Genomic DNA, 20,338 nt, shown 5'->3' with positions numbered 1-20,338 from the left:
CGCGTCGCGCATTCCGGCTGCCCTCCCCCGCGCGCGGGAGAGGGCCTGCGGAGTCGCTGCCGTCAGGCGATCTGCCCATGGCAATGCTTGTACTTCTTGCCGCTGCCGCAGGGGCAGGGATCGTTGCGGCCGACATTGGCGAACACATCGCCGCCCGCGCCCGCCTGCGCCTGCGCGGCTTCCTCGTCGGCGCCGTAGCCACCGGCGGAGGCGTGCTGGAACTGCATCTGCCGGGCCTGCGCCTCGGCGGCAGCGCGCTCCTGCGCTTCCATCGCGGCGATCTCCTCCTCGCTGCGGATGCGCACGCGCGCCAGCAGGGTCACGACTTCGCGCTTGACCTTCTCCAGCATCTCGGAGAACAGCTCGAAGGCTTCCTTCTTGTATTCCTGCTTGGGCTGCTTCTGCGCGTAGCCGCGCAGGTGGATGCCCTGGCGCAGGTAGTCCATGCGCGCCAGGTGCTCCTTCCAGTTCTGGTCGAGCACGTTGAGCATGATGTGCTTTTCCAGCAGGCGCATCGTCTCGCCGCCCAGCTGCGTCTCGCGTTGCGCGAAGTGACCTTCGACGGCTTCCTGCACGAGGCGCTCGATCGTCTCGGCGTCGACTTCCTCGCTCTTGCCGACGAAGTCGGCCAGCGACATCTGCACGCCGAACTCCGAGGCGAGCGTCGCTTCCAGGCCCTGCAGGTCCCACTGGTCTTCCACCGAGTTCGGCGGGACGAAGCGCGCCACCGTATCGGCCACCACGTCGCCGCGGATGCCCTCGATGTTCTCCTGGACGCTCTCGGCTTCCAGCAGTTCGTCGCGCTGGGCGTAGATCACCTTGCGCTGGTCGTTGTTGACGTCGTCGAAGTCCAGCAGGTTCTTGCGGATGTCGAAGTTGTGGGCTTCGACCTTGCGTTGCGCGTTGGCGATCTGCTTGGTCACCAGCGGGCTTTCGATGATGTCGTCTTCCTTCAGGCCCATGCGCGCCATCACGCGCTGCACCCAGTCGGCCGCGAAGATGCGCATCAGGTTGTCTTCGAGCGACAGGTAGAAGCGCGAGGAGCCCGGGTCGCCCTGGCGGCCGGCGCGTCCGCGCAGCTGGTTGTCGATGCGGCGGCTTTCGTGGCGCTCGGTGCCGACGATGTGCAGGCCGCCGGCGGCCTTGACCGCTTCGTGGCGCGCCTGCCATTCGGACTTCAGGCGGGCCTTGGTGACTTCGTCGATCTCGCCGCCGTTGCGCGACTCATGCTCGGCGATCTCGTTCTCGAGCGAACCGCCCAGCACGATGTCGGTACCGCGGCCGGCCATGTTGGTGGCGATGGTGATCGCGCCCGGGCGACCGGCCTGCGCGACGATCTGCGCCTCGCGCTCGTGCTGCTTGGCGTTGAGCACCTCGTGGTGGATGCCGGCATCGCGCAGCTGCTGGCTGAGCATTTCCGACACTTCGATCGAGGTCGTGCCGACCAGCACCGGCTGCTTGCGCGCGTTGGCGTCCTTGATCTCGTTGAGCACCGCTCGGTACTTGCCGTTGCGGTTGAGGAACACCGCGTCGGGGTGATCCTTTCGCTGCACCGGCTTGTGGGTCGGGATCACGATGACTTCCAGGCCGTAGATGCTCTGGAACTCGTACGCTTCGGTGTCCGCCGTACCGGTCATGCCGGACAGCTTCTTGTACATGCGGAACAGGTTCTGGAAGGTAATGCTCGCCAGCGTCTGGTTCTCGCGCTGGACCGGCACGCCTTCCTTCGCTTCCACCGCCTGGTGCAGGCCGTCCGACCAGCGGCGGCCGGCCAGCGTGCGGCCGGTGAATTCGTCGACGATCACCACCTCGCCGTCGCGCACGATGTAGTCCACGTCGCGCTGGTAGATGGCGTGCGCGCGCATGGCGGCATTGAGGTGGTGCACGACGCTGAGGTTCTGCGCGCCGTACAGCGAATCGTCGTCGCCCTGCAGGATGCCGGCCTGGCGCAGCAGGTCCTCGGCGTGTTCCTGGCCGGCTTCGGACAGGTGCACCTGCTTGCTCTTCTCGTCGACCCAGTAGTCGCCTTCGCTGTCTTCCGTCGCCTGGCGCGACAGCTGCGGGACGATGCGGTTGACCTTGATGTACAGCTCCGGCGACTCGTCGGCCGGGCCGGAGATGATCAGCGGCGTGCGTGCCTCGTCGATCAGGATCGAGTCGACCTCGTCGACGATCGCGTAATGCAGGCCGCGCTGGAAGCGGTCGTCCTTCGACAGCGCCATGTTGTCGCGCAGGTAGTCGAAGCCGAATTCGTTGTTGGTGCCGTAGGTGATGTCCGCGCCGTACGCCGCGTGCTTGTCGCCGTGCGGCATGCCGGGGTAGACGACGCCGACCGACAGGCCCAGCCAGTTGTACAGGCGGCCCATCCAGGCCGAGTCGCGGCGGGCGAGGTAGTCGTTCACGGTGACGACGTGGACGCCCTTGCCTTCCAGCGCATTGAGGTAGACCGGCAGGGTCGCGACGAGGGTCTTGCCTTCGCCGGTACGCATTTCGGCGATCTTGCCCAGGTGCAGGACCATGCCGCCGATCAGCTGGACGTCGTAGTGGCGCATGCCGAGCACGCGCTTGGACGCCTCGCGGCAGACGGCGAACGCCTCCGGCAGGATCCTGTCGAGCGATTCGCCATCGGCGATGCGCTTCTGGAACTCCGGCGTCTTGGCCTGCAGCTGCTCGTCGGAGAGCTTCTGCATCTCCGGCTCAAGTGCGTTGATCTTGGCGACGGAGCGTTGCAGTTGGCGCAGCAGGCGTTCGTTACGGCTGCCGAAAACGCGGGTAAGCAGGCTGTTGAGCATGGAGTGCGACTGGGTCCGTTGTAGCGGAACAGGGAAACCGGCGGCTGGACGCATCAGAGTCCGCGTCCGCCAGCGAGTTCCCCGAAGGAAGGCTCTGGCCGGCTCAAATGAAATCGGGGCGCCGCGCGCCCCGATCGTCTCGAGCCTGAACTGTGGCCACGCCGATTGTAGCGTGTGGGCGAGGGCGGGTGCTTGCAAGGCACCGCCTTGCACCGTCCGGGCGCCTGGAGCGTGTCGCGGAGGGCCCGGGATCCTCGCGAGGCGTCCGGTTGCCCCGAAGTCTCACCCATCCCTCCCCTGACGCCTACTTCAGCCCTTGATCTCCATCTTCAGCGGCGACTGCTGGCTGAGGAACTTGCGGGGGTTCACGACCCGGCCGTTCTCCCACACCTCGAAGTGCACGTGGGCGCCGGTCGAACGGCCCGTGGAACCGGCCTTGGCGATTTCCTGCCCGGCGCGGACCAGCTCGCCGACCTTGCGGGTCAGGCGCGAATTGTGCGCGTAGCGTGTGACGTAGCCGTTGCCGTGATCCACTTCGATGACGTTGCCGTAGCCCGAGCGCACGCCCGAGTAGCTGACCACGCCGTCGGCCACCGCGAGCACCGGATCGCCGACGTTCGCCTTGAAATCGATGCCCTTGTGGTTGGCATGCCCGCCGCTGAAGGGGTCGGCGCGACCGCCGAAGCCGGAGGTGATGTAGCTGTTGGCGATCGGCTCGCGGCCCGGCACGGCGTTCATGTCGAGCTGGCGGTTGAACAGCAGCGATTCCAGCACCGACAGCTGCTCGCCCGACGCCTTGAACTGCGCGTCCAGCGTGGCCATGCCATCGTCCAGTTCGGACTTGGTCATGTCGCGCACGGGGCCGACACCACCGACGCCCACCGGCTTGTCGAAGTCGAACTCGCCGTCCTGGAGCTGGCCGATGCGGGTCAGGCGCTCGCCGAGGGCGTTGAGGCGGTTGGCCTCGGCCTGGAGCTCGCCCATGCGGGCGGCCAGGGCGTTGATTTCACGCTGTGCGTCGCGGCGGGTCGCTTCGATCAGCGCCTCCTGCCGGTCGGCCTTGCTGCGCAGGACGGCGTTGTCGGCCAGGCCGATGCCCGCGCCGAGCGCGGTGCCGGTGCCCAGCAGCAGCGCCATCGCCAGCGCGGGACGCTGCGCGCCCCAGTGGCCGGCGCGATGCAGCCAATGCGAGAGCTGCACGCGCGATTTGTTTAGGATGGTCGAATAAGTCATGTCCAGTTCTGATTCCAAGCCCAGGCCCCGCAAAGGCGGCCCCTCGACTCCACGTGCCGCGCTGGATGCGCTGCTCGCCGAGCCCGCTGGCGGTCCGGTACGACGTGCCCTTTGGCTCGACGAACTGGACCAACGGTTTCGCCCGCTCCTCCCACCGTCGCTGGCCGCGCATGCGCGACTGGCCAACTACGAGCGGGGTGGCCGGCTCGTGTTTGTCGTCGATGCCCCGGTATGGCGGGCCAAGATGCGGCTCGCTGCCCCTGAACTGCTCGACGCGGCCCGTTCCATCGGGCTGGATGCGGCTGAACTCATCGTCAAAACGACAACGCCGGTGATTGCCTCCCCGCAATCGGACCGGAAAGCCAAACCCATCTCCGCCACTGCACTGCAGGCTCTGCAGGCAGCGCTGGATTCCCTGAAAGACCCGGATACTTCCGGTTCCCGGGATCCGACCTGAGATTTCTTCGCATCGGCTGAGGTGTCGCCATTGCGTCGATACACCAGGGTCCGGGGCATGCTAAAGGGCTAACCCCTTGAATTTGTTAAGAGGTTAGAAACCTTTCGGAAATATTTAGTTAAAAAAAGGTTAATACGTCACGTGAAGTTCACGTCTGTGACGCCCGCCCAATTCATGAAAACGCTTGCGGCGTGTGCCCAGCCGCTTTGCGAACCGCGCTCAGGCGGTTGCCGGAATCCCGTAGGTGACGGGCGCGTCGTGGAGGTCGGACTCGGTGAAGCTGACCTCGTCCCAGGCCGAGCGCTCGGCGAGCAGCGCACGCACCAGCTTGTTGTTGAGCGCGTGGCCGGACTTGTAGCCGACATAGGCCCCGATGATCGGACGCCCCGCCAGGTACAGGTCGCCGACGGCGTCGAGGATCTTGTGGCGGACGAATTCGTCGGCGTAACGCAGGCCGTCGTCGTTCAGCACGCGGAATTCGTCCAGCACGATCGCGTTGTCCATCGAGCCGCCTAGGCCGAGGTTGCGCTCGCGCATGTATTCCAGGTCGCGCATGAAACCGAACGTGCGGGCGCGGCTGACTTCCTGGATGTAGTTGGCGGTGGAGAACTCCACCACCGCGCGCGACTGCGACGCCGGGATCGCCGGATGGTCGAACTGCACGGTGAAGTCGAGGCGGAAGCCGTCGTACGGCTCGAACCGCGCGACCTTGTCGCCCTCGCGCACTTCCACCGGCTGGCGGATGCGGATGAAGCGCTTGGGCGCGTCCTGTTCGAGGATGCCCGCCGACTGCAGCAGGAACACGAACGGACCGGAGGAGCCGTCCATGATCGGCACTTCGGCCGCGGACAGCTCCACATAGAGATTGTCGATGCCCAGGCCCGCCAGCGCGGACAGCAGGTGCTCGACGGTCTGGATCTTGGCCGGACCGCAGCTCAGGCCCGTGCAGAGCGTGGTCTCGGTGACCAGCTCGGCGCTGGCCGGCACTTCCACCACCGGGTCCAGGTCCACGCGACGGAACACGATCCCGGTATCGACCGGCGCCGGACGCAGCGTGAGAAACACCTTCTCGCCGCTGTGCAGGCCCACGCCGGTGGCGCGGATCACGTTCTTGAGGGTGCGCTGGCGCAGCATGGGGGGAACCTTGGGAGGCGGCGTTCTTCTTGTTACAGGTGTGTGCGACCGCAGGCGAATGCAAATGGTTCTCGCCTGAACGGCCGGCAAGAATAGCACCGCGAACGCTGAACCATGACGGAAACGAGTCACGGAAAGCCGGCGTCAAGACGGCCGGCCGGACCCGCCTGGGCGGACCGGCCGGCCCCTGCCCCACGAGGGGCCAGAAGGACGACGGCGACATGGCCTTCCCCGTCGCCGCGGAAGGCCGGGTGAAGCTCAGCGTCCGGCGGCGGGTTGAAGCGCCGCCGGACGAGGTACGTCAGTCAGCCTGGCGGCGCAGGAACGCGGGGATGTCCAGGTAGCTGCTGTCGCTGCCGAAGTCCGCCACGGCCGGCGTCGCCGCCGGTTCCGCGCTGCGGGCGCCGGCGCTGCCGCGCAGACTGTTGCCGAAGCTCGGGCGGGCCGACGGCATCTCGTCCATCGCCGAGAATTCCGGCTGGCCGGTCGTAGCGTTGCGCACCAGCGAAATCGGGGCGCGGTACGCCTCGCGCTCGTTGCTGCGCTGGCTCTGGCGGGCGACAGCCCGGTTCAGGCCCGTGGCGACCACGGTGACCTTCACCTCGTCCTGCATGTCCGGATCCAGCACGGTGCCGATGACGACGGTCGCGTCCTCCGAGGCGAAGTTCTCGATGGTGCGGCCGACTTCGTCGAACTCGGCCATCGTGAAATCCGGACCGGCGGTGATGTTGACCAGGATGCCGTTGGCGCCGGACAGGTTCACGTCGTCCAGCAGCGGGTTCTGGATCGCCGCTTCCGCCGCGGCCTGTGCACGATCGTCGCCGCGCGCGGCGCCCGTGCCCATCATCGCCAGGCCCATCTCGCTCATCACGGTGCGCACGTCGGCGAAGTCGACGTTGATCAGGCCCGGACGCACGATCAGGTCGGCGATGCCCTGCACGGCGCCGAGCAGCACGTCGTTGGCGGCGCGGAAGGCCTGGATCATCGTCGCGTTGCGACCGAGCACGGTGATCAGCTTCTCGTTCGGGATGGTGATCAGCGAGTCGCAGTGGTGGCTCAGTTCCTCGATGCCCTTCAGCGCGACCTGCATGCGGCGACGGCCTTCGAACGGGAACGGCTTGGTGACCACGGCCACCGTCAGGATGCCCATCTCCTTGGCCAGCTGCGCCACGACCGGCGCAGCGCCCGTGCCCGTGCCGCCCCCCATGCCGGCGGTGATGAACACCATGTCGGCGCCGGTCAGCGCGTCCATGATGCGTTCGCGGTCTTCCAGCGCAGCCTGGCGGCCGACTTCCGGATTCGCGCCTGCGCCCAGGCCCTTGGTGACGTTGCTGCCCAGCTGCAGCTGCAGCTTCGCGCCGCAGTTCTTGATGGCCTGCGCGTCGGTGTTGGCGGTGATGAACTCCACGCCATCGACGTTGCCGCTGACCATGTGCGCCACGGCGTTGCCGCCGCCGCCGCCCACGCCGACCACCTTGATGACCGCGTTCGGGGCCATTTTTTCAACCAGTTCGAAATGTGCCATGTCGTCGTCCTCGTTATGTAGTGCTAGTTATTTGCTGTGCTTTCGAATCGTCGTAGTGCCGGAACCGCAAGTACTGCCGTCATCGCCTCGCCTGCCCGATCGATCCAGGCCCTGCCCGGATCGGGAACCGGCGTCGGCCCATGCCGCGTCGATTCCTTGAAAACCCCTGGTTGCCGCGTCGTCAGAACTCGCCGCGATACCAGTTCTTGATCTTGTTGAAGAAGCTCCCCGCTCGGCCGGTCGGAATCACCGGACGGCGCGGGTTCTCGATCTGGCTGCCCATCAGCAGCAGGCCCACGCCGGTGGCGTGCACCGGGTTGCCCACCACTTCGCCAAGACCGGTCACGTGCTGCGGAATGCCCACGCGCACCGGCATCTGCAGCATTTCCTCGGCCAGCTCGACCACGCCTTCCATCTTCGCGGCGCCGCCGGTGAGCACCATGCCGGCGCGCACGTGCTGCTCGAAGCCGCTGCGGCGCAGCTCGGCCTGGATCATTTCGAAGATCTCCTCGTAACGCGCCTGCACGGCCTGCGCGAGCGACGCGCGCGGCATGCGGCGCGGCGGGCGATCGCCGACGCTCGGTACCTGGATGGATTCTTCCGCCGTCGCCATCTGCGCCAGCGCGCAGGCGTAGCGCACCTTGATCTGCTCGGCTTCCGGCGTCGGCGTGCGCAGCATGTGCGCGATGTCCTCGGTCACCTTGTCGCCGGCGATCGGAAGGCTCGCGCTGTGCGCGATCGCGCCGCCGACGAACACCGCGATGTCGGTCGTGCCCGCGCCGATATCGACCAGCACCACGCCGAGTTCGCGCTCGTCGCTGGTGAGCACGGCCTGGCTGGAGGCGAGCACGCTGAGGATCAGGTCGTCCACCTGCAGGCCGCAGCGCTGCACGCACTTGCTGATGTTCGCCGCCGCCGACTGCGCGCACACGACCAGGTGCGCATGCACTTCCAGGCGCACGCCGGTCATGCCGACGGGATTGCGGATGCCTTCCTGCGAATCGTCGAGCACGTAGTCGCGCGGGATCGCGTGCAGGATCTTCTGGTCGGCCGGGATCGCAACGGCCTTGGCCGCTTCGAGCACGCGGTCCAGGTCGCCGTACGTGACTTCGCCGTCGCGGATCGGTGCGATGCCCTGCGAGTTGCGGCACTGCACGTGGTTGCCGGAGATCGACGCGTAGACCGAGCGGATCTCGCAGCCGGCCATCAGCTCGGCTTCCTCAATGGCGCGCTGGATCGACTGCACGGTGGACTCGATGTCCACCACGACGCCGCGCTTGAGGCCGCGCGATTCGTGCGAGCCGATACCGATCACCTCGATCGGGTTGCCCGGCGAGTATTCACCCACCAGCGCCACCACCTTCGAGGTGCCGATGTCGAGGCCGACGATCAGCGACTTGTCACCCTTGCGATTCATAACAACACGCTCATGATTGTCCCTGCTGCTGCAACACTGCCGCCGGCGCCGGCACGGGCGCCCACGTCAATGCAAAACCATTGGTGTAACGAAGGTCGGCGAGCTTGAGCACCTGCGCCTGCTGCGTGAGCAGCTGCGGCAGCAGGCGCACGAAACGCGACAGGCGTGCACGTGCTTCGCTGCGGCCGACGACGATGCGCGCGCCGTTGTCGAGGCCGAGCGTCCAGCTGCCGCGCGGATCGAGGCCGACTTCGCGCACTTCAAGACCGATCGGCGCGAACATCGCGCGCGACTCGTTGTAGAGCTCGACGACTTCACTGACGCGCGCTTCGGGACCGCCGAGCAGCGGCAGCCCCTTCGGCACGTCGATGCCCTTCGCCGGGAAAAGCCTGCCCTGTTCCGACAGCAGCATCCCGCCGCTCCAGCGTGCGAACGGGCGGTGTTCGAACACCGTCACTTCCAGCACATCGGGCCAGCGCTTGCGCACTTCGGCGCGCTCGACCCACGGCAGCTTCGACACCGCGTCCTGCGCGCCCGCCAGATCCACCGCGAAGAAGCCGCGCTGCGCGTACGGCAGCAGCGTCTTCTGCAGCAGCACGCCATCGACGCGCTCGAACTGGCCCGTCGCGCGCAGCTTCGTCAGCGGCCAGTGCGACGCGCCGATCCAGCCGTTGAGCACGGCCACGACCGGCAGCGCGACCAGCGCCAGCGCGAGGATCCATCCGACGAGGCGAAGCATGGCGTTCACGCCAGCGCACCTCCCGCGTTCGTGTCGTCGGCCAGGCTGGACTCGAGCACGCGCCAGCACAGCTCGTCGAACTCGATGCCGATCTGGCGCGCGGCCTTGGGCACCAGCGAATGACTGGTCATGCCCGGCGCGGTGTTCACTTCGAGCAGGTACAGCTGGCCGGTCGCGCGATCGCGCATGAAGTCCACGCGACCCCAGCCGCGGCAACCGGCTGCGACGAAGGCCTCCGCCGCGATGCGGCCGATCTCCGCTTCCTCCGAGCCTTCCAGGCCGGGGCACAGGTACTGCGTGTCGTCGGAAATGTACTTGGCGTGGTAGTCGTACCACTCGCCCTTCGGGACGATGCGGATCGACGGCAGCGCGATGTCGTTGAGCACCGGCACGGTGAGTTCCTCGCCGACGATCAGCTGCTCCATCAGCATCTCGCCCGGATAGTTCGCGGCGAGTTCGACGGCGGCATCGAGGTCGGCGTCGCTCAGCACGCGCGACACGCCGACGCTGGAGCCTTCGCTCGACGGCTTGATGAATACCGGCAGCCCGAGCTCGCGCGCGGCGGAGTGCACGTCACTGCCCTTCGCCAGGCGCACGTAACGCGGCGTCGGCAGGCCGATGGCGAGCCACACCTGCTTGGTGCGGATCTTGTCCATCGTCAGCGCCGAACCCAGCACGTCCGAACCGGTGTACGGAACGCCGAGCGCTTCGCACAGGCCCTGCAGCACGCCGTCTTCGCCGCCGCCCTTGTTGCCGTGGAGGATGTTGAACACGCGATCGACGCTGCCGGCGCGGATCGCGTCGATCAGCGCCGGGATGCCATCGACGGCGAACGCATCGACGCCGCGCGAGCGCAGCGCTTCGAGCACGTTGCGGCCCGAGTCCAGCGAGACCTCGCGTTCGGCGCTGGTGCCGCCCATCAGCACGGCGACGCGACCGAACGCGGCCGGATCGGTGATGCGGGTCGGACCGAGTTTCGCCGCTGCGGACTGCGCGCTCACTTCTTCTCTCCGTTGGATGCGTTGAAGCCGTTCGCAGCGATCTGCTGCGCGGCGTAGCCGATGTCGCCGGCGCCCATCATCAGCAGCAGGTCGCCGTCGTTGAGGACGTCGGGCAGCACGCTCGACAGATCGGCCGCGCCGCTCACGACCACGGGATCGATGCGGCCGCGCGCGCGGATCGCGCGTGCCAGCGACTTCGCGTCGGCACCGGCGATCGGCGCCTCGCCGGCCGGGTACACCTCGGTCAGCACGAGCACGTCGACTGTCGAGAGCACCGCAGCGAATTCGTCGAACAGATCGCGCGTGCGGCTGTAGCGATGCGGCTGGAACGCGACGACCAGCCGCTTGTCTGGCCAGCCACCGCGTGCAGCGGCGAACACCGCGTCCAGTTCCTTGGGGTGATGGCCGTAGTCGTCGACCAGTTGCACCGTCGCGCCCTTCGACGTGGTCGGGCTTGCAAGCAGGTTGAAGCGGCGACCGACGCCGGCGAAGTTCTGCAATGCACGCGCGATTGCATCGGCTGCGACACCCAGCTGCCATGCGACCGACGCCGCGGCCAGTGCGTTGAGCACGTTGTGGCGGCCCGGCAACGCGAGCGTGATCGGCGTGCGCGTCGCATCGGGCAGGCACAGCGTGAAGCGCATGTTCGGGCCGTCCTGCTGCACGTCCTCGGCGCGCACGTCGGCTTCGATGCTGAAGCCGTACGTCATCACGTGGCGCGGCGTTTTTTTCGCGAGCGCGGCGACTTCCGCATCGTCGATGCACAGCACCGCCAGCCCGTAGAACGGCAGGCGATGCATGAATTCCTCGAACGCCGCTTGCACGCGGGCGAAGTCGCCGCCGTAGTTCTCCAGGTGATCGGCGTCGATGTTGGTGACGATGGCGATCTGCGGATTCAGGCGCAGGAAGCTGCCGTCGCTTTCGTCGGCTTCGGCCACGAGCCATTCGCCCGTGCCCAGGCGCGCGTTCGCGCCGGCTGCGAGCAGCTGGCCGCCGATCACGAACGTGGGATCGATGCCGCCTTCGGCGAGCACGCTGGCCGCGAGCGACGTCGTCGTGGTCTTGCCGTGCGTGCCGGCCACCGCGATGCCGCGCTTGAAGCGCATCAGCTCGGCAAGCATTTCCGCGCGCGGCACGACCGGGATGCGCTGCGCGCGCGCTTCCATCAGCTCCGGGTTGTCGGGCTTGATCGCACTCGACACCACGACGCAATCGGTGCCGAGCACGTTCGCGGCAGCATGGCCCTTGTTCACGGTGACGCCGAGCGAGGCCAGACGGCGCGTCACCGCGTTGTCGGCGTTGTCCGAACCGGACACCTGATAGCCGAGCGTGCACATCACTTCGGCCAGGCCGCTCATGCCCACGCCGCCGACGCCCACGAAATGGACGCGCGGGAAGGCCTTGGCGAGGTCGCCGGTGTGCTGCAGGCGGCGACGCAGGGCCGTACTCATTCGACTTGCTCCAGAACCAGTTGTGCGACGCGTTCGGCTGCGTCGGGTTTGGCGATCGCGCGCGCGGCCTCCGCCATCTGCAGCAGGGCGCCGCGTTCGCCGAGGATTTCGAGGGTGGCCGACAGCCGCTGCGCCAGGTCGCCCGCCGTGCCCTGCGGCACGAGGTGCGCGGCGCCGCGATCGACGAGGTATTGCGCGTTCTTGGTCTGGTGGTCGTCCACCGCCTGCGGGAACGGCACGAGCACGCTGCCGACGCCGACCGCGCAGAGTTCAGCCAGCGTCAGCGCACCGGCGCGGCACACAACGATGTCGGCCCACGCGTAAGCGGACGCCATATCGGCGATGAAAGGTTCCACCGACGCCTGCACGCCCGCTTCGGCGTACGCGCGCTCGGCTTCCTCGCGCAGCTTCTCGCCGCACTGGTGGCGCACTTCGCACTGGATGCGGCCACGCAGGCCGGCGACGGCCTTCGGCACGGCGGTATTCAGCGCGCGCGCGCCCTGGCTGCCGCCGAGCACGAGTACGCGCAGCGCGCCGGTGCGTCCGGCGAAACGCTGCGCCGGCGGCGCGACCGCCGCGATCTCGGCGCGCACGGGATTGCCGACGACTTCCTCGTTCGGAAACGTGTCCGGGAAGCCCGTCAGCACGTGGCGCGCGAAACGCGCGAGCACGCGGTTGGTCAGGCCCGGCGCGCGGTTCTGTTCGTGCACGATCAGCGGAATGCCGGCGAGCTTCGCCGCAAGACCGCCCGGCCCCGCTGCATAGCCGCCGAAGCTGATCACCGCGCGCGGCTGGCGCTCGCGAAGCGTCTGCATCGCGGCGCGCACGGCGCCGATGAGGCGGAACGGCGTGGCCAGCAGCGTCGCGACGCCCTTGCCGCGCATGCCGCGCACGGCGATGGTGTCGATGGCGATGCCGTGCTGCGGCACAAGGCGCGTCTCCATGCCGCCTTCTGCACCGAGCCACAGCACCGGGACGTTGCGCTCGTTCAGCGCCTTCGCCACGGCGAGACCCGGAAAGATGTGCCCGCCGGTACCGCCGGCGAGGATCATCACCGGATGCAGGTCGGAGTCGGTCGCGGCGTGCATCACGCGATCCTCCCCAGCGTCGGCTCGACGCGCTGCTGCAGGCGGCTGGTGCCGCGTGACGTCGTTGCCGACGCAACCGGCGCGGGCTTGCGTGACGGCATCGGCGCGGCGGCCGGCGACGGTGCGCCCGGATCGTTCGCGGCCGACGGCGGCGCGGTCTCGTTGCGCACGCGCGCCACCTGGCGCTGCGCGCGATCGAGTTCGTACGACACGCGCAGCAGCAGGCCGAGTGCGGCGCAGGTCATGATCACGCTGGAACCGCCGTAGGAAATCATCGGCAGCGTGAGACCCTTGGTCGGCAGAAGACCGAGGTTCACGCCGATCGAGACGAAGCTCTGCAGGCTCATCCACAGCGCGATGCCGAACGCGCAGTAGCCGGCGAAATGGCGGCGCATCTCCACGCATTTCAAGCCGAGCCAGAACGCGCGACCGGCAAGTCCCGCGTACAGACCGACGACGAGGCACACGCCGAGGAATCCGAACTCCTCCGCGATCACCGCCATGATGAAGTCGGTGTGCGCTTCGGGCAGGTACGAGAGCTTCTGCACCGATGCGCCCAGGCCCACGCCGAGCCATTCGCCGCGACCGACCGCCATCAGCGCGTTGGTCAGCTGGTAACCGGTCTTGAACGGGTCCTGCCACGGGTCGAGGAACGAGGTCAGGCGCACGACGCGGTAAGGCTCGGCGATCGCGACGATCGCCAGCACCGGCAGGCCGATCAGCACCGGCCCGAACATGCGCGGCATGTTCACGCCGCCGAGTACCAGCATGCCGGCGGTGATCGCCAGCAGCAGCGACGACGAACCGAAGTCCGGCTGCAGCAGCAGCATGATGACCAGGGCGACGGCGACGCCGATCGGCTTGAGCATCGCGCCCCAGGTCGCGGTCACTTCCTCGCTGTAACGCTTGAGGTAGCTTGCCAGCCAGACGATGTAGAGCAGCTTCACCGCTTCCACGGCCTGGAAATTCGAGACGCCCAGGTTCAACCAGCGGCGCGCGCCGTTCACGCTGCGGCCGATGCCCGGCAAGAACACCGCGATCAGCAGCACGAAACACACCAGCAGCAGCCACTGGTTGTGCTGCTCGATGGTCTTCAGTTCCGTGCGCATCACCCACAGCGCGCCGACCACGCCGATGGCGAGGAAGACGATGTGGCGGGTGAGGAAGTAGAACGGGCCGACGTCGTGGCCGTCGGCGACGCCGATCGAGGCCGAGCCGACCATCACCACGCCCAGGCACGCGAGCGCGCACGAGATGCCGAGCAGCCACGGATCGAAGTGGCCGCCGATCGCCTCGAGTCGTGTCGCCTGGCGCGCGGATTCGCTCATCAACGCACCTTCAGCGTCGCAAGGCCGACGAGGACGAGCACGACGGAGATGATCCAGAAGCGCACGATCACGCGCGGCTCCGGCCAGCCCTTGAGCTCGAAGTGGTGGTGGATCGGCGCCATGCGGAACACGCGCTTGCCGGTGAGCTTGAACGACGCGACCTGGATCATCACCGAGAGCGTTTCGATGACGAAGATGCCGCCCATGATCACCAGCACCAGTTCCTGGCGCACGATCACCGCGATGGTGCCGAGCACGGCGCCCAGTGCGAGCGCACCGATGTCGCCCATGAACACCATCGCCGGATAGGTGTTGAACCACAGGAAGCCCAGGCCCGCGCCGGCGATCGCCGCGCAGATGATCACCAGCTCACCCGCTCCGGGGACGGCGGGGATCTGCAGGTACTTCGAGAATTCCGCGTGGCCCGACGCGTACGCGAAGATGCCCAGCGCGCAGGCGACCAGCACGGTGGGCATGATCGCCAGGCCGTCCAGGCCGTCGGTGAGGTTCACCGCGTTGGAAAAGCCGACGATCCAGAAGTACGCGATCGCGACGAAGCCGATGCCCGCCAGTGGCAGCGCGATCGACTTGAAGAACGGCACGTAGAAGGTCGTCGCCGTCGGGACGTCGGCGAAGAACCACAGGTACAGGCCGGCGCCGAGGCCGAAGATCGATTGCAGCAGGTATTTCCACCGCGACTTCAGACCGTTGGGATCGCGCCGCACGATCTTGATCCAGTCGTCGTACCAGCCGATCGCGCCGAAGGCGAGCATCACCAGCAGCACGATCCACACGTACTTGTTGCGCAGGTCGCCCCACAGCAGGACCGAGGCCATCACCGTGAACAGGATCAGCGCACCGCCCATGGTCGGCGTGCCGGCCTTGGAGAAGTGCGACTGCGGGCCTTCCTTGCGGATCGGCTGGCCGCCCTTGAGCTGGCCGAGCTTGCGGATCACCGCAGGGCCCCACCACAGCGACAGCGCGAGCGCTGTCAGCGCGCTGAGGATGCCGCGGAAGGTGAGATAGCCGAACAGTCCGAACAGGCTCTGCAGTTGTTCGAGCCAACGCGTGAGTTCAAGCAGCATGGGTTCCCCCTTCTTGCGGGCCCACGAGCGCGGCCACGATCCTGTCCATCGCGCTGCCGCGCGATCCCTTTACCAGTACGCGCACGCCTTCGCGCAGTTCGTTCCGCAGCACGCCGGCCAGCGCGTCGTGCGTTTCGAAATGCGTGGCGCCTTCGCCGAACGCCTGCGACGCCGCGGCGCTGTACGCGCCGAGCGTGAGCAGCCGGCGGATGCCGGCGCCCTTCGCGCGGCGTCCGGCTTCGGCGTGCATCGCTTCGGCATCGGCACCGAGTTCGCGCATGTCGCCCAGCACCAGCCACGCTTCGCCACCGCCGGCGGCGAGGGTGTCGATCGCCGCGGCGAGCGAGCCCGGGTTGGCGTTGTAGCTGTCGTCGATCAGCACCGCGCCGTTGCCGAGGCGATGGGTGATCAGGCGGCCCGCGACGGGCCTGGCGGCGTTGAGGCCTTCGGCGACCTGCTGCAGCGACGCGCCCACGCTCAGCGCGAGTCCGGCCGCGGCGAGCGCGTTGCTCACGTTGTGGCGGCCCGGAAGCGCGAGGGTGATGTCCGCATCGCCCTGCGGCGTAACCAGCGTGAAGCTGGAACCGTCGATGGTCGCGCGGATGTCGCGCGCGGTCAGGTCGGCGCTGGCTTCCAGGCCGAAGCGCAGCAGCCTGCGGCCATGCGCGCGCTCGGCGAAGTACGGTGCGAACGCGTCGTCGGCGTTGATCACCGCCACGCCCTCGCCCGGCAGCGCGTCGTAGATCGCGGCCTTGGTGTCGGCCACGCCAAGCAGGCTGCCCATGCGTTCCAGATGGCCCGGCGCGATGTTGTTCACGATGGACACATCGGGGCGCACGACATCGGTGAGGTACGCGATGTCGCCCGGCTTGCCGGCGCCCATTTCGTAGATCGCGAACTGCACGTCCTCGGGCGCGTCGATGACGGCGAGCGGCAGGCCGATCTCGTTGTTGCGGTTGCCCGGCGTCGCGTACGTCCTGCCAACGCGCTCGAGGATCGCCAGCGTCAGCGCCTTCACGCTGGTCTTGCCGTTGCTGCCGGTGATCGCGACGACCTTCTGCGCGCCGCCCTGTTCGAGACGCTCGCGATGCACGGCGGCCGCGAGATCGGCCAGCGCGCGTTCGGTGTCGGCGACGACGACCTGCGGCACCGACGCGTCGACTTCCCGCGACACCAGCGCCGCGGCGACGCCGGCCTGCGCGGCCTTCGCGACGTGGTCGTGTCCGTCGAAGCGTTCGCCCTTCAGTGCGACGAACAGCGCCGCGCCGCCTTGCGGCAACGCGCGGGTGTCGGTCGCGATGGCATCGACCGTGCGGTCGTCGCCGACCAGGCGGCCGTGCGTCATGCGGGCGATGTCGGAGAGCATGCGCGCCTTCATGGCTGCTCCTCCGCATCCTGCGGACGCAGCACTCGCACATCCATGTGCTTCGCCCCCAGCGCCGCGCGCGCGAACTGCGTGTCGTCGAACGGATGCTGCACGCCCTGGATGTCCTGGTAAGGCTCGTGGCCCTTGCCGGCCACCAGCACGATGTCGTTCGGCCCCGCCTCGCCCACCGCATGCGCGATCGCCGCCGCGCGGTCGCGCTGCACGGTGACGCGTTCCGGATGCGCGAAGCCGGCCATGATGTCGGCCACGATGACGTCGCCGTCCTCGAAGCGCGGGTTGTCGTCGGTGACGATCACCTCGTCGGCATGCGCTTCGGCGATCGCCGCCATCTGCGGACGCTTGCCGCGATCGCGATCGCCGCCGCAGCCGAACACGCAGACCAGCTTCGCCTGCACGTGCGCACGCAGCGAGGAAAGCGCCTGTTCCAGCGCGTCGGGCGTGTGCGCGTAATCGATGACGACCAGCGGAGCGCGACCGTCGCCGCCGAGGCGGTTCATGCGGCCGTGGATCGGCTGGAGCTTCGCAAGCGTCCCGGCGACCTGCGCCGGCCGGTCGCCCAGCGCGAACAGCACGCCGGCCACCGCAAGCAGGTTGTCGACGTTGAAGCGGCCCAGCAGCGGCGACTGCACCGGGTGCGACTCGCCATCAACGACCAGGTCGAAACCGATGCCGGCGTTGTCGAAACGCAGGTTGCGCGCCTGCAGCGTCGCTGTCGCATCGCCGCGCGAACTGACGCCGATCGCACGCACGCCCTGCGGCAGCGTGGCGATGAGCTCGCGACCGAACGCGTCGTCGAGGTTGATCACGGCGGCCTTCAAACCGGGCCACGCGAACAGGCGCGCCTTGGCGGCGCCGTAGGTCGCCATGTCGCCGTGGTAATCGAGATGATCGCGCGTGAGATTGGTGAACACCGCGACATCGAAATGCACGCCGTCTACGCGGCCCTGGTCGAGCGCGTGCGAACTGGCTTCCATCGCGATGGCCTGCGCGCCGTCGTCGTGCATCGTCGCGAGCAGTTCGTGCGTTTGCAGCACCAGCGGCGTGGTGAAGCCGGTCGGCACCACGTGGCCATACAGCCCGGCGCCGAGCGTGCCGACGCTGCCGCTGACGACGCCGCGCGCATGCCACGCCTGCGTGAGCAGCTGCACGGTCGAAGTCTTGCCATTGGTGCCGGTGACGCCGACGACGGTCATCGCCTCGGTCGCGCGGCCGTGGAAACGGTCGCCCATCTCGCCCAGGCGCGAACGCAGCCCGGGCACGGCAATGGCATCGCCCGGCGCGGGCAGATCGTCGGGCGCCGGCGGTTCGAACAGGATCGCCGCCGCGCCCGCCGCGCGCGCCTGGTCGACGAAGCGCAGCCCATGCGCGCCGAAACCGGCGATCGCGACGAAGGCATTGCCCGGACGCACGGCGCGGCTGTCGAGCACCAGGCCGGTGATGGTCAGATCGGCAGGAATCCCGGCGACGTCCGGCAGCAGTTCGGCCAGCGGCATGAGGCGGCTCATCGCGCACCTCCGGGCGGGCTGATCATGCCGACCGGCGCGGGCAGCGCGGCGGAGGCATGCGTCGGCGACGGCAGGACGGTACCGGTCGGCTTGCCGCCGTTCTGCCTGGCGCGCTTGGCTTCGGCGGCGGCCTGTGCGGCCATCCAGGTGTCGATGTCGTCCGGCGCCACGTCCATCAGGCGCAGCGAACCTTCCATCACGCTCTTGAACACCGGACCGGAGACGTAGCCGCCGAAGTAGCCCTTCGCCGGATCGGGATCGTTGATCACCACCACCATCGAGAAGCGTGGGTTGTTCACCGGCACGACGCCGGCGAAGAACGACACGTAGCGGCGCGAATAGCCGCCGGACGCGTTGAACTTGCGCGCGGTGCCGGTCTTGCCGGCGACGTGGTAGCCCAGGATCGCCGCCTGCGTGGCGGTGCCGCCGGACTCGGTCACGGTCTGCATCATGCGCATGATGGTTCCGGCGATGGCCGGGTCGAGCACCTGCACCGGCTCGTGCCGCTCGCCCTTCACGAACGTCGGCGCGATCAGCTTGCCGCCGTTGCCCAGCGCGGCGTACGCCTGCGCGATCTGCAGCGGCGTGGCCGACAGGCCATAGCCATAGGACATCGTCTGCTTGGTCGTGCCGCTCCAGCGTGAAGGCGGCGCGAGCACGCCGGACGATTCACCCGGGAAGCCGCTGTGGGTCTTGCGGCCGTAGCCGAAGCGCTTGAGGAACTCGTAGTACTCCTGGCTCGGGATCTTCGCGACGATCTTCGCCGCGCCGACGTTGGAGCTCTTGGTGATCACGCCCGTCGTGTCGAGCATGCCGTAGTTGCGATGGTCGGTCGTGCGGAATCTGCCGTTCGGCATCCAGCCCGGGTTCGTGTCGAACATCGTGTGCGGCGTGATGACGCCCGCCTCCAGCGCCGCGGCGACGGTCAGCGGCTTCATCGTCGAACCCGGCTCGATCACGTCCGTCACCGCGCGGTTGCGGTGCGTGTCGGGATTGCCGACGCCGACGGCGTTCGGGTTGTAGGTGGGCAGGTTCGCCATCGCCAGCACTTCGCCGGTCGCGATGTCGAGCACGACGGCCGAGCCGCTGCTGGCGCCGGTGCGCTCCAGCGCGCCGCGCAGTTCGCGCATCGCCAGGAACTGGATGCGGCGGTCGATGGTGAGCGTGAGGTCCCGACCGGGCTCGGCGGCCTTCACCAGGTCCACGCTCTCGACGATGCGGCCGGCGCCGTCGCGGATCACGCGCTTGGCGCCGGGCTTGCCGCGCAGCCAGTCGTCGAACGCGAGCTCCAGCCCTTCCTGGCCGAGATCGTCGATGTTGGTGAAGCCCAGGATGTGCGCCATCGCTTCGCCCTGCGGGTAGAAGCGGCGGAATTCGCGCTGCGAGAACACGCCGGGGATCCTGGCGGCGAGGATGCGCCTGGCTTCGTCCGGGTTGATGCGGCGCTTGAGGTAGACGAATTCCTTGCCGGCGCGCTGGCTGAGCTTGCGCGTCAGCGCGTCCGGCGGGACGCCCAGCGCACGCGCGAGCTGCGGGATGCGTTCGGGATTCTTCAGCAGTTCCTGCGGGTTCGCCCAGATCGACTCGACCGGCGTGGACACCGCGAGCGGCTCGCCGTTGCGGTCGGTGATCATGCCGCGCGAGGTCGGGATCGGGATCTCGCGCAGCGAGCGCGCGTCGCCCTGCTGGCGGTAGAAATCGTTGCTGATGACCTGCAGGTCCAGCGCGCGGCCGACCAGCGCGATCGAGCACAGCCCCAGCGCGCCGCCGACCAGCAGCAGGCGGTTGCGCAGGTTGAACGAGGCGCGGCTGCGACCCTTGCCGGCGACGCCGCGATCGTTGCCGCCGCCGAACTTCTCGCGCAGCGCGAGCACGGCATCGAGCGGGCCGCTGCGACCGGAGGCGTTGCGCGGATTGCGGGAGGCGCCGCTCATGGACGGATCACCACGGTTTCGGCGCCTTCCGGGAACTTCATGCCCAGGCGGTCGCGTGCGACCTGGTCGATGCGGTTGCTTTCCGACCACGTCGCCTGTTCGAGCTGGAGGCGGCCGAATTCGATGTTGAGTTCGTCGCGCGCGCGCTCCAGCCGGCTCAGCTGCACGAACAGCTGGCGATGCTGGTGGCGCGCCTGCACGACGGCCAACGCCGAAACGACGTTGGCCACCACCAGGACGCTCAGCAGCAGCCGGGTGATGC

General features: G+C 68.3%; 15 protein-coding genes and 1 pseudogene. 1 reads left to right on the top strand and 15 read right to left on the bottom strand.

Annotated features, from left to right (window positions below):
- Positions 1-62: 62 nt before the first annotated feature.
- Positions 63-2,792 (bottom strand): preprotein translocase subunit SecA, encoded by a 2,730-nt coding sequence (gene secA, locus AC3ANK_RS03230; protein WP_206860000.1) that lies wholly within the window; start codon positions 2,790-2,792, stop codon positions 63-65.
- A gap of 309 nt (positions 2,793-3,101) precedes the next feature.
- Positions 3,102-4,025: a M23 family metallopeptidase gene (locus AC3ANK_RS03225; protein WP_206860001.1), complete on the bottom strand. Its 924-nt coding sequence runs from the start codon at positions 4,023-4,025 to the stop codon at positions 3,102-3,104.
- On the opposite strand from AC3ANK_RS03225, the gene AC3ANK_RS03220 reads away from it, so the two are divergent.
- On the top strand, positions 4,024-4,482 hold the full coding sequence (locus tag AC3ANK_RS03220) for a DciA family protein (protein WP_484172116.1): 459 nt from the start codon (positions 4,024-4,026) through the stop codon (positions 4,480-4,482). The genes AC3ANK_RS03225 and AC3ANK_RS03220 overlap by 2 nt on opposite strands.
- Before the next feature lie 219 nt (positions 4,483-4,701).
- Here AC3ANK_RS03220 and lpxC read toward each other — a convergent pair whose 3' ends face one another.
- The 13 genes and pseudogenes from lpxC to ftsL form a co-directional block, all read right to left on the bottom strand.
- The gene (lpxC, locus tag AC3ANK_RS03215; protein WP_484172115.1) at positions 4,702-5,616 is read right to left on the bottom strand and encodes a UDP-3-O-acyl-N-acetylglucosamine deacetylase; all 915 of its coding nucleotides are present in this window, start codon (positions 5,614-5,616) and stop codon (positions 4,702-4,704) included.
- 465 nt (positions 5,617-6,081) lie between these two features.
- Positions 6,082-7,141, bottom strand: a pseudogene (gene ftsZ, locus AC3ANK_RS03210) (cell division protein FtsZ); the annotation flags it as partial.
- Positions 7,142-7,322: 181 nt separating this feature from the next.
- Entirely contained in the window at positions 7,323-8,558 is a 1,236-nt protein-coding gene (ftsA, locus tag AC3ANK_RS03205; RefSeq protein WP_115841421.1) for a cell division protein FtsA, read from the bottom strand.
- Positions 8,559-8,568: 10 nt separating this feature from the next.
- The gene (locus AC3ANK_RS03200; protein ID WP_484172114.1) at positions 8,569-9,306 is read right to left on the bottom strand and encodes a cell division protein FtsQ/DivIB; all 738 of its coding nucleotides are present in this window, start codon (positions 9,304-9,306) and stop codon (positions 8,569-8,571) included.
- The gene (locus tag AC3ANK_RS03195) at positions 9,303-10,298 is read right to left on the bottom strand and encodes a D-alanine--D-alanine ligase (RefSeq protein WP_484172113.1); all 996 of its coding nucleotides are present in this window, start codon (positions 10,296-10,298) and stop codon (positions 9,303-9,305) included. The genes AC3ANK_RS03200 and AC3ANK_RS03195 overlap by 4 nt, the downstream gene beginning before the upstream one ends.
- Positions 10,295-11,749: a UDP-N-acetylmuramate--L-alanine ligase gene (gene murC, locus AC3ANK_RS03190; RefSeq protein WP_425492485.1), complete on the bottom strand. Its 1,455-nt coding sequence runs from the start codon at positions 11,747-11,749 to the stop codon at positions 10,295-10,297. Before murC ends, AC3ANK_RS03195 begins: the two co-directional genes overlap by 4 nt.
- A complete protein-coding gene (gene murG, locus AC3ANK_RS03185) occupies positions 11,746-12,837 on the bottom strand; it encodes an undecaprenyldiphospho-muramoylpentapeptide beta-N-acetylglucosaminyltransferase (RefSeq protein WP_484172112.1) in 1,092 nt (363 codons plus the stop codon). The genes murC and murG overlap by 4 nt, the downstream gene beginning before the upstream one ends.
- Positions 12,837-14,165: a putative lipid II flippase FtsW gene (gene ftsW, locus AC3ANK_RS03180; RefSeq protein WP_484172111.1), complete on the bottom strand. Its 1,329-nt coding sequence runs from the start codon at positions 14,163-14,165 to the stop codon at positions 12,837-12,839. The genes murG and ftsW overlap by 1 nt, the downstream gene beginning before the upstream one ends.
- The gene (gene mraY, locus AC3ANK_RS03175) at positions 14,165-15,250 is read right to left on the bottom strand and encodes a phospho-N-acetylmuramoyl-pentapeptide-transferase (protein WP_206860008.1); all 1,086 of its coding nucleotides are present in this window, start codon (positions 15,248-15,250) and stop codon (positions 14,165-14,167) included. Before mraY ends, ftsW begins: the two co-directional genes overlap by 1 nt.
- Positions 15,240-16,628, bottom strand: a complete 1,389-nt coding sequence (locus AC3ANK_RS03170; protein WP_206860009.1) for a UDP-N-acetylmuramoyl-tripeptide--D-alanyl-D-alanine ligase — start codon at positions 16,626-16,628, stop codon at positions 15,240-15,242. Before AC3ANK_RS03170 ends, mraY begins: the two co-directional genes overlap by 11 nt.
- Entirely contained in the window at positions 16,625-18,142 is a 1,518-nt protein-coding gene (locus tag AC3ANK_RS03165; RefSeq protein WP_484172110.1) for a UDP-N-acetylmuramoyl-L-alanyl-D-glutamate--2,6-diaminopimelate ligase, read from the bottom strand. The genes AC3ANK_RS03170 and AC3ANK_RS03165 overlap by 4 nt, the downstream gene beginning before the upstream one ends.
- Complete coding sequence (locus tag AC3ANK_RS03160; protein WP_484172109.1) at positions 18,139-20,076, bottom strand: peptidoglycan D,D-transpeptidase FtsI family protein; 1,938 nt, start codon at positions 20,074-20,076, stop codon at positions 18,139-18,141. The genes AC3ANK_RS03165 and AC3ANK_RS03160 overlap by 4 nt, the downstream gene beginning before the upstream one ends.
- The gene (gene ftsL / locus AC3ANK_RS03155) at positions 20,073-20,336 is read right to left on the bottom strand and encodes a cell division protein FtsL (protein ID WP_206860412.1); all 264 of its coding nucleotides are present in this window, start codon (positions 20,334-20,336) and stop codon (positions 20,073-20,075) included. Before ftsL ends, AC3ANK_RS03160 begins: the two co-directional genes overlap by 4 nt.
- Positions 20,337-20,338: the final 2 nt, after the last annotated feature.

The sequence above is a fragment of the Lysobacter sp. SCRH-1R genome (assembly GCF_057747855.1).
The sequence above is the reverse complement of the archived record's forward strand: the minus strand, read 5'-3'. Positions and strand labels throughout refer to the sequence as shown.

What these genes read in the sequence shown, in the direction of transcription:
- secA (WP_206860000.1), bottom strand. Translation starts at nt 2,792, where the DNA reads ATGCTCAACAGCCTGCTTACCCGCGTTTTCGGCAGCCGTAACGAACGC.
- AC3ANK_RS03220 (WP_484172116.1), top strand. Translation starts at nt 4,024, where the DNA reads ATGTCCAGTTCTGATTCCAAGCCCAGGCCCCGCAAAGGCGGCCCCTCG.
- AC3ANK_RS03225 (WP_206860001.1), bottom strand. Translation starts at nt 4,025, where the DNA reads ATGACTTATTCGACCATCCTAAACAAATCGCGCGTGCAGCTCTCGCAT.
- lpxC (WP_484172115.1), bottom strand. Translation starts at nt 5,616, where the DNA reads ATGCTGCGCCAGCGCACCCTCAAGAACGTGATCCGCGCCACCGGCGTG.
- ftsA (WP_115841421.1), bottom strand. Translation starts at nt 8,558, where the DNA reads ATGAATCGCAAGGGTGACAAGTCGCTGATCGTCGGCCTCGACATCGGC.
- murC (WP_425492485.1), bottom strand. Translation starts at nt 11,749, where the DNA reads ATGAGTACGGCCCTGCGTCGCCGCCTGCAGCACACCGGCGACCTCGCC.
- murG (WP_484172112.1), bottom strand. Translation starts at nt 12,837, where the DNA reads ATGCACGCCGCGACCGACTCCGACCTGCATCCGGTGATGATCCTCGCC.
- ftsW (WP_484172111.1), bottom strand. Translation starts at nt 14,165, where the DNA reads ATGAGCGAATCCGCGCGCCAGGCGACACGACTCGAGGCGATCGGCGGC.
- mraY (WP_206860008.1), bottom strand. Translation starts at nt 15,250, where the DNA reads ATGCTGCTTGAACTCACGCGTTGGCTCGAACAACTGCAGAGCCTGTTC.
- AC3ANK_RS03170 (WP_206860009.1), bottom strand. Translation starts at nt 16,628, where the DNA reads ATGAAGGCGCGCATGCTCTCCGACATCGCCCGCATGACGCACGGCCGC.
- AC3ANK_RS03165 (WP_484172110.1), bottom strand. Translation starts at nt 18,142, where the DNA reads ATGAGCCGCCTCATGCCGCTGGCCGAACTGCTGCCGGACGTCGCCGGG.
- AC3ANK_RS03160 (WP_484172109.1), bottom strand. Translation starts at nt 20,076, where the DNA reads ATGAGCGGCGCCTCCCGCAATCCGCGCAACGCCTCCGGTCGCAGCGGC.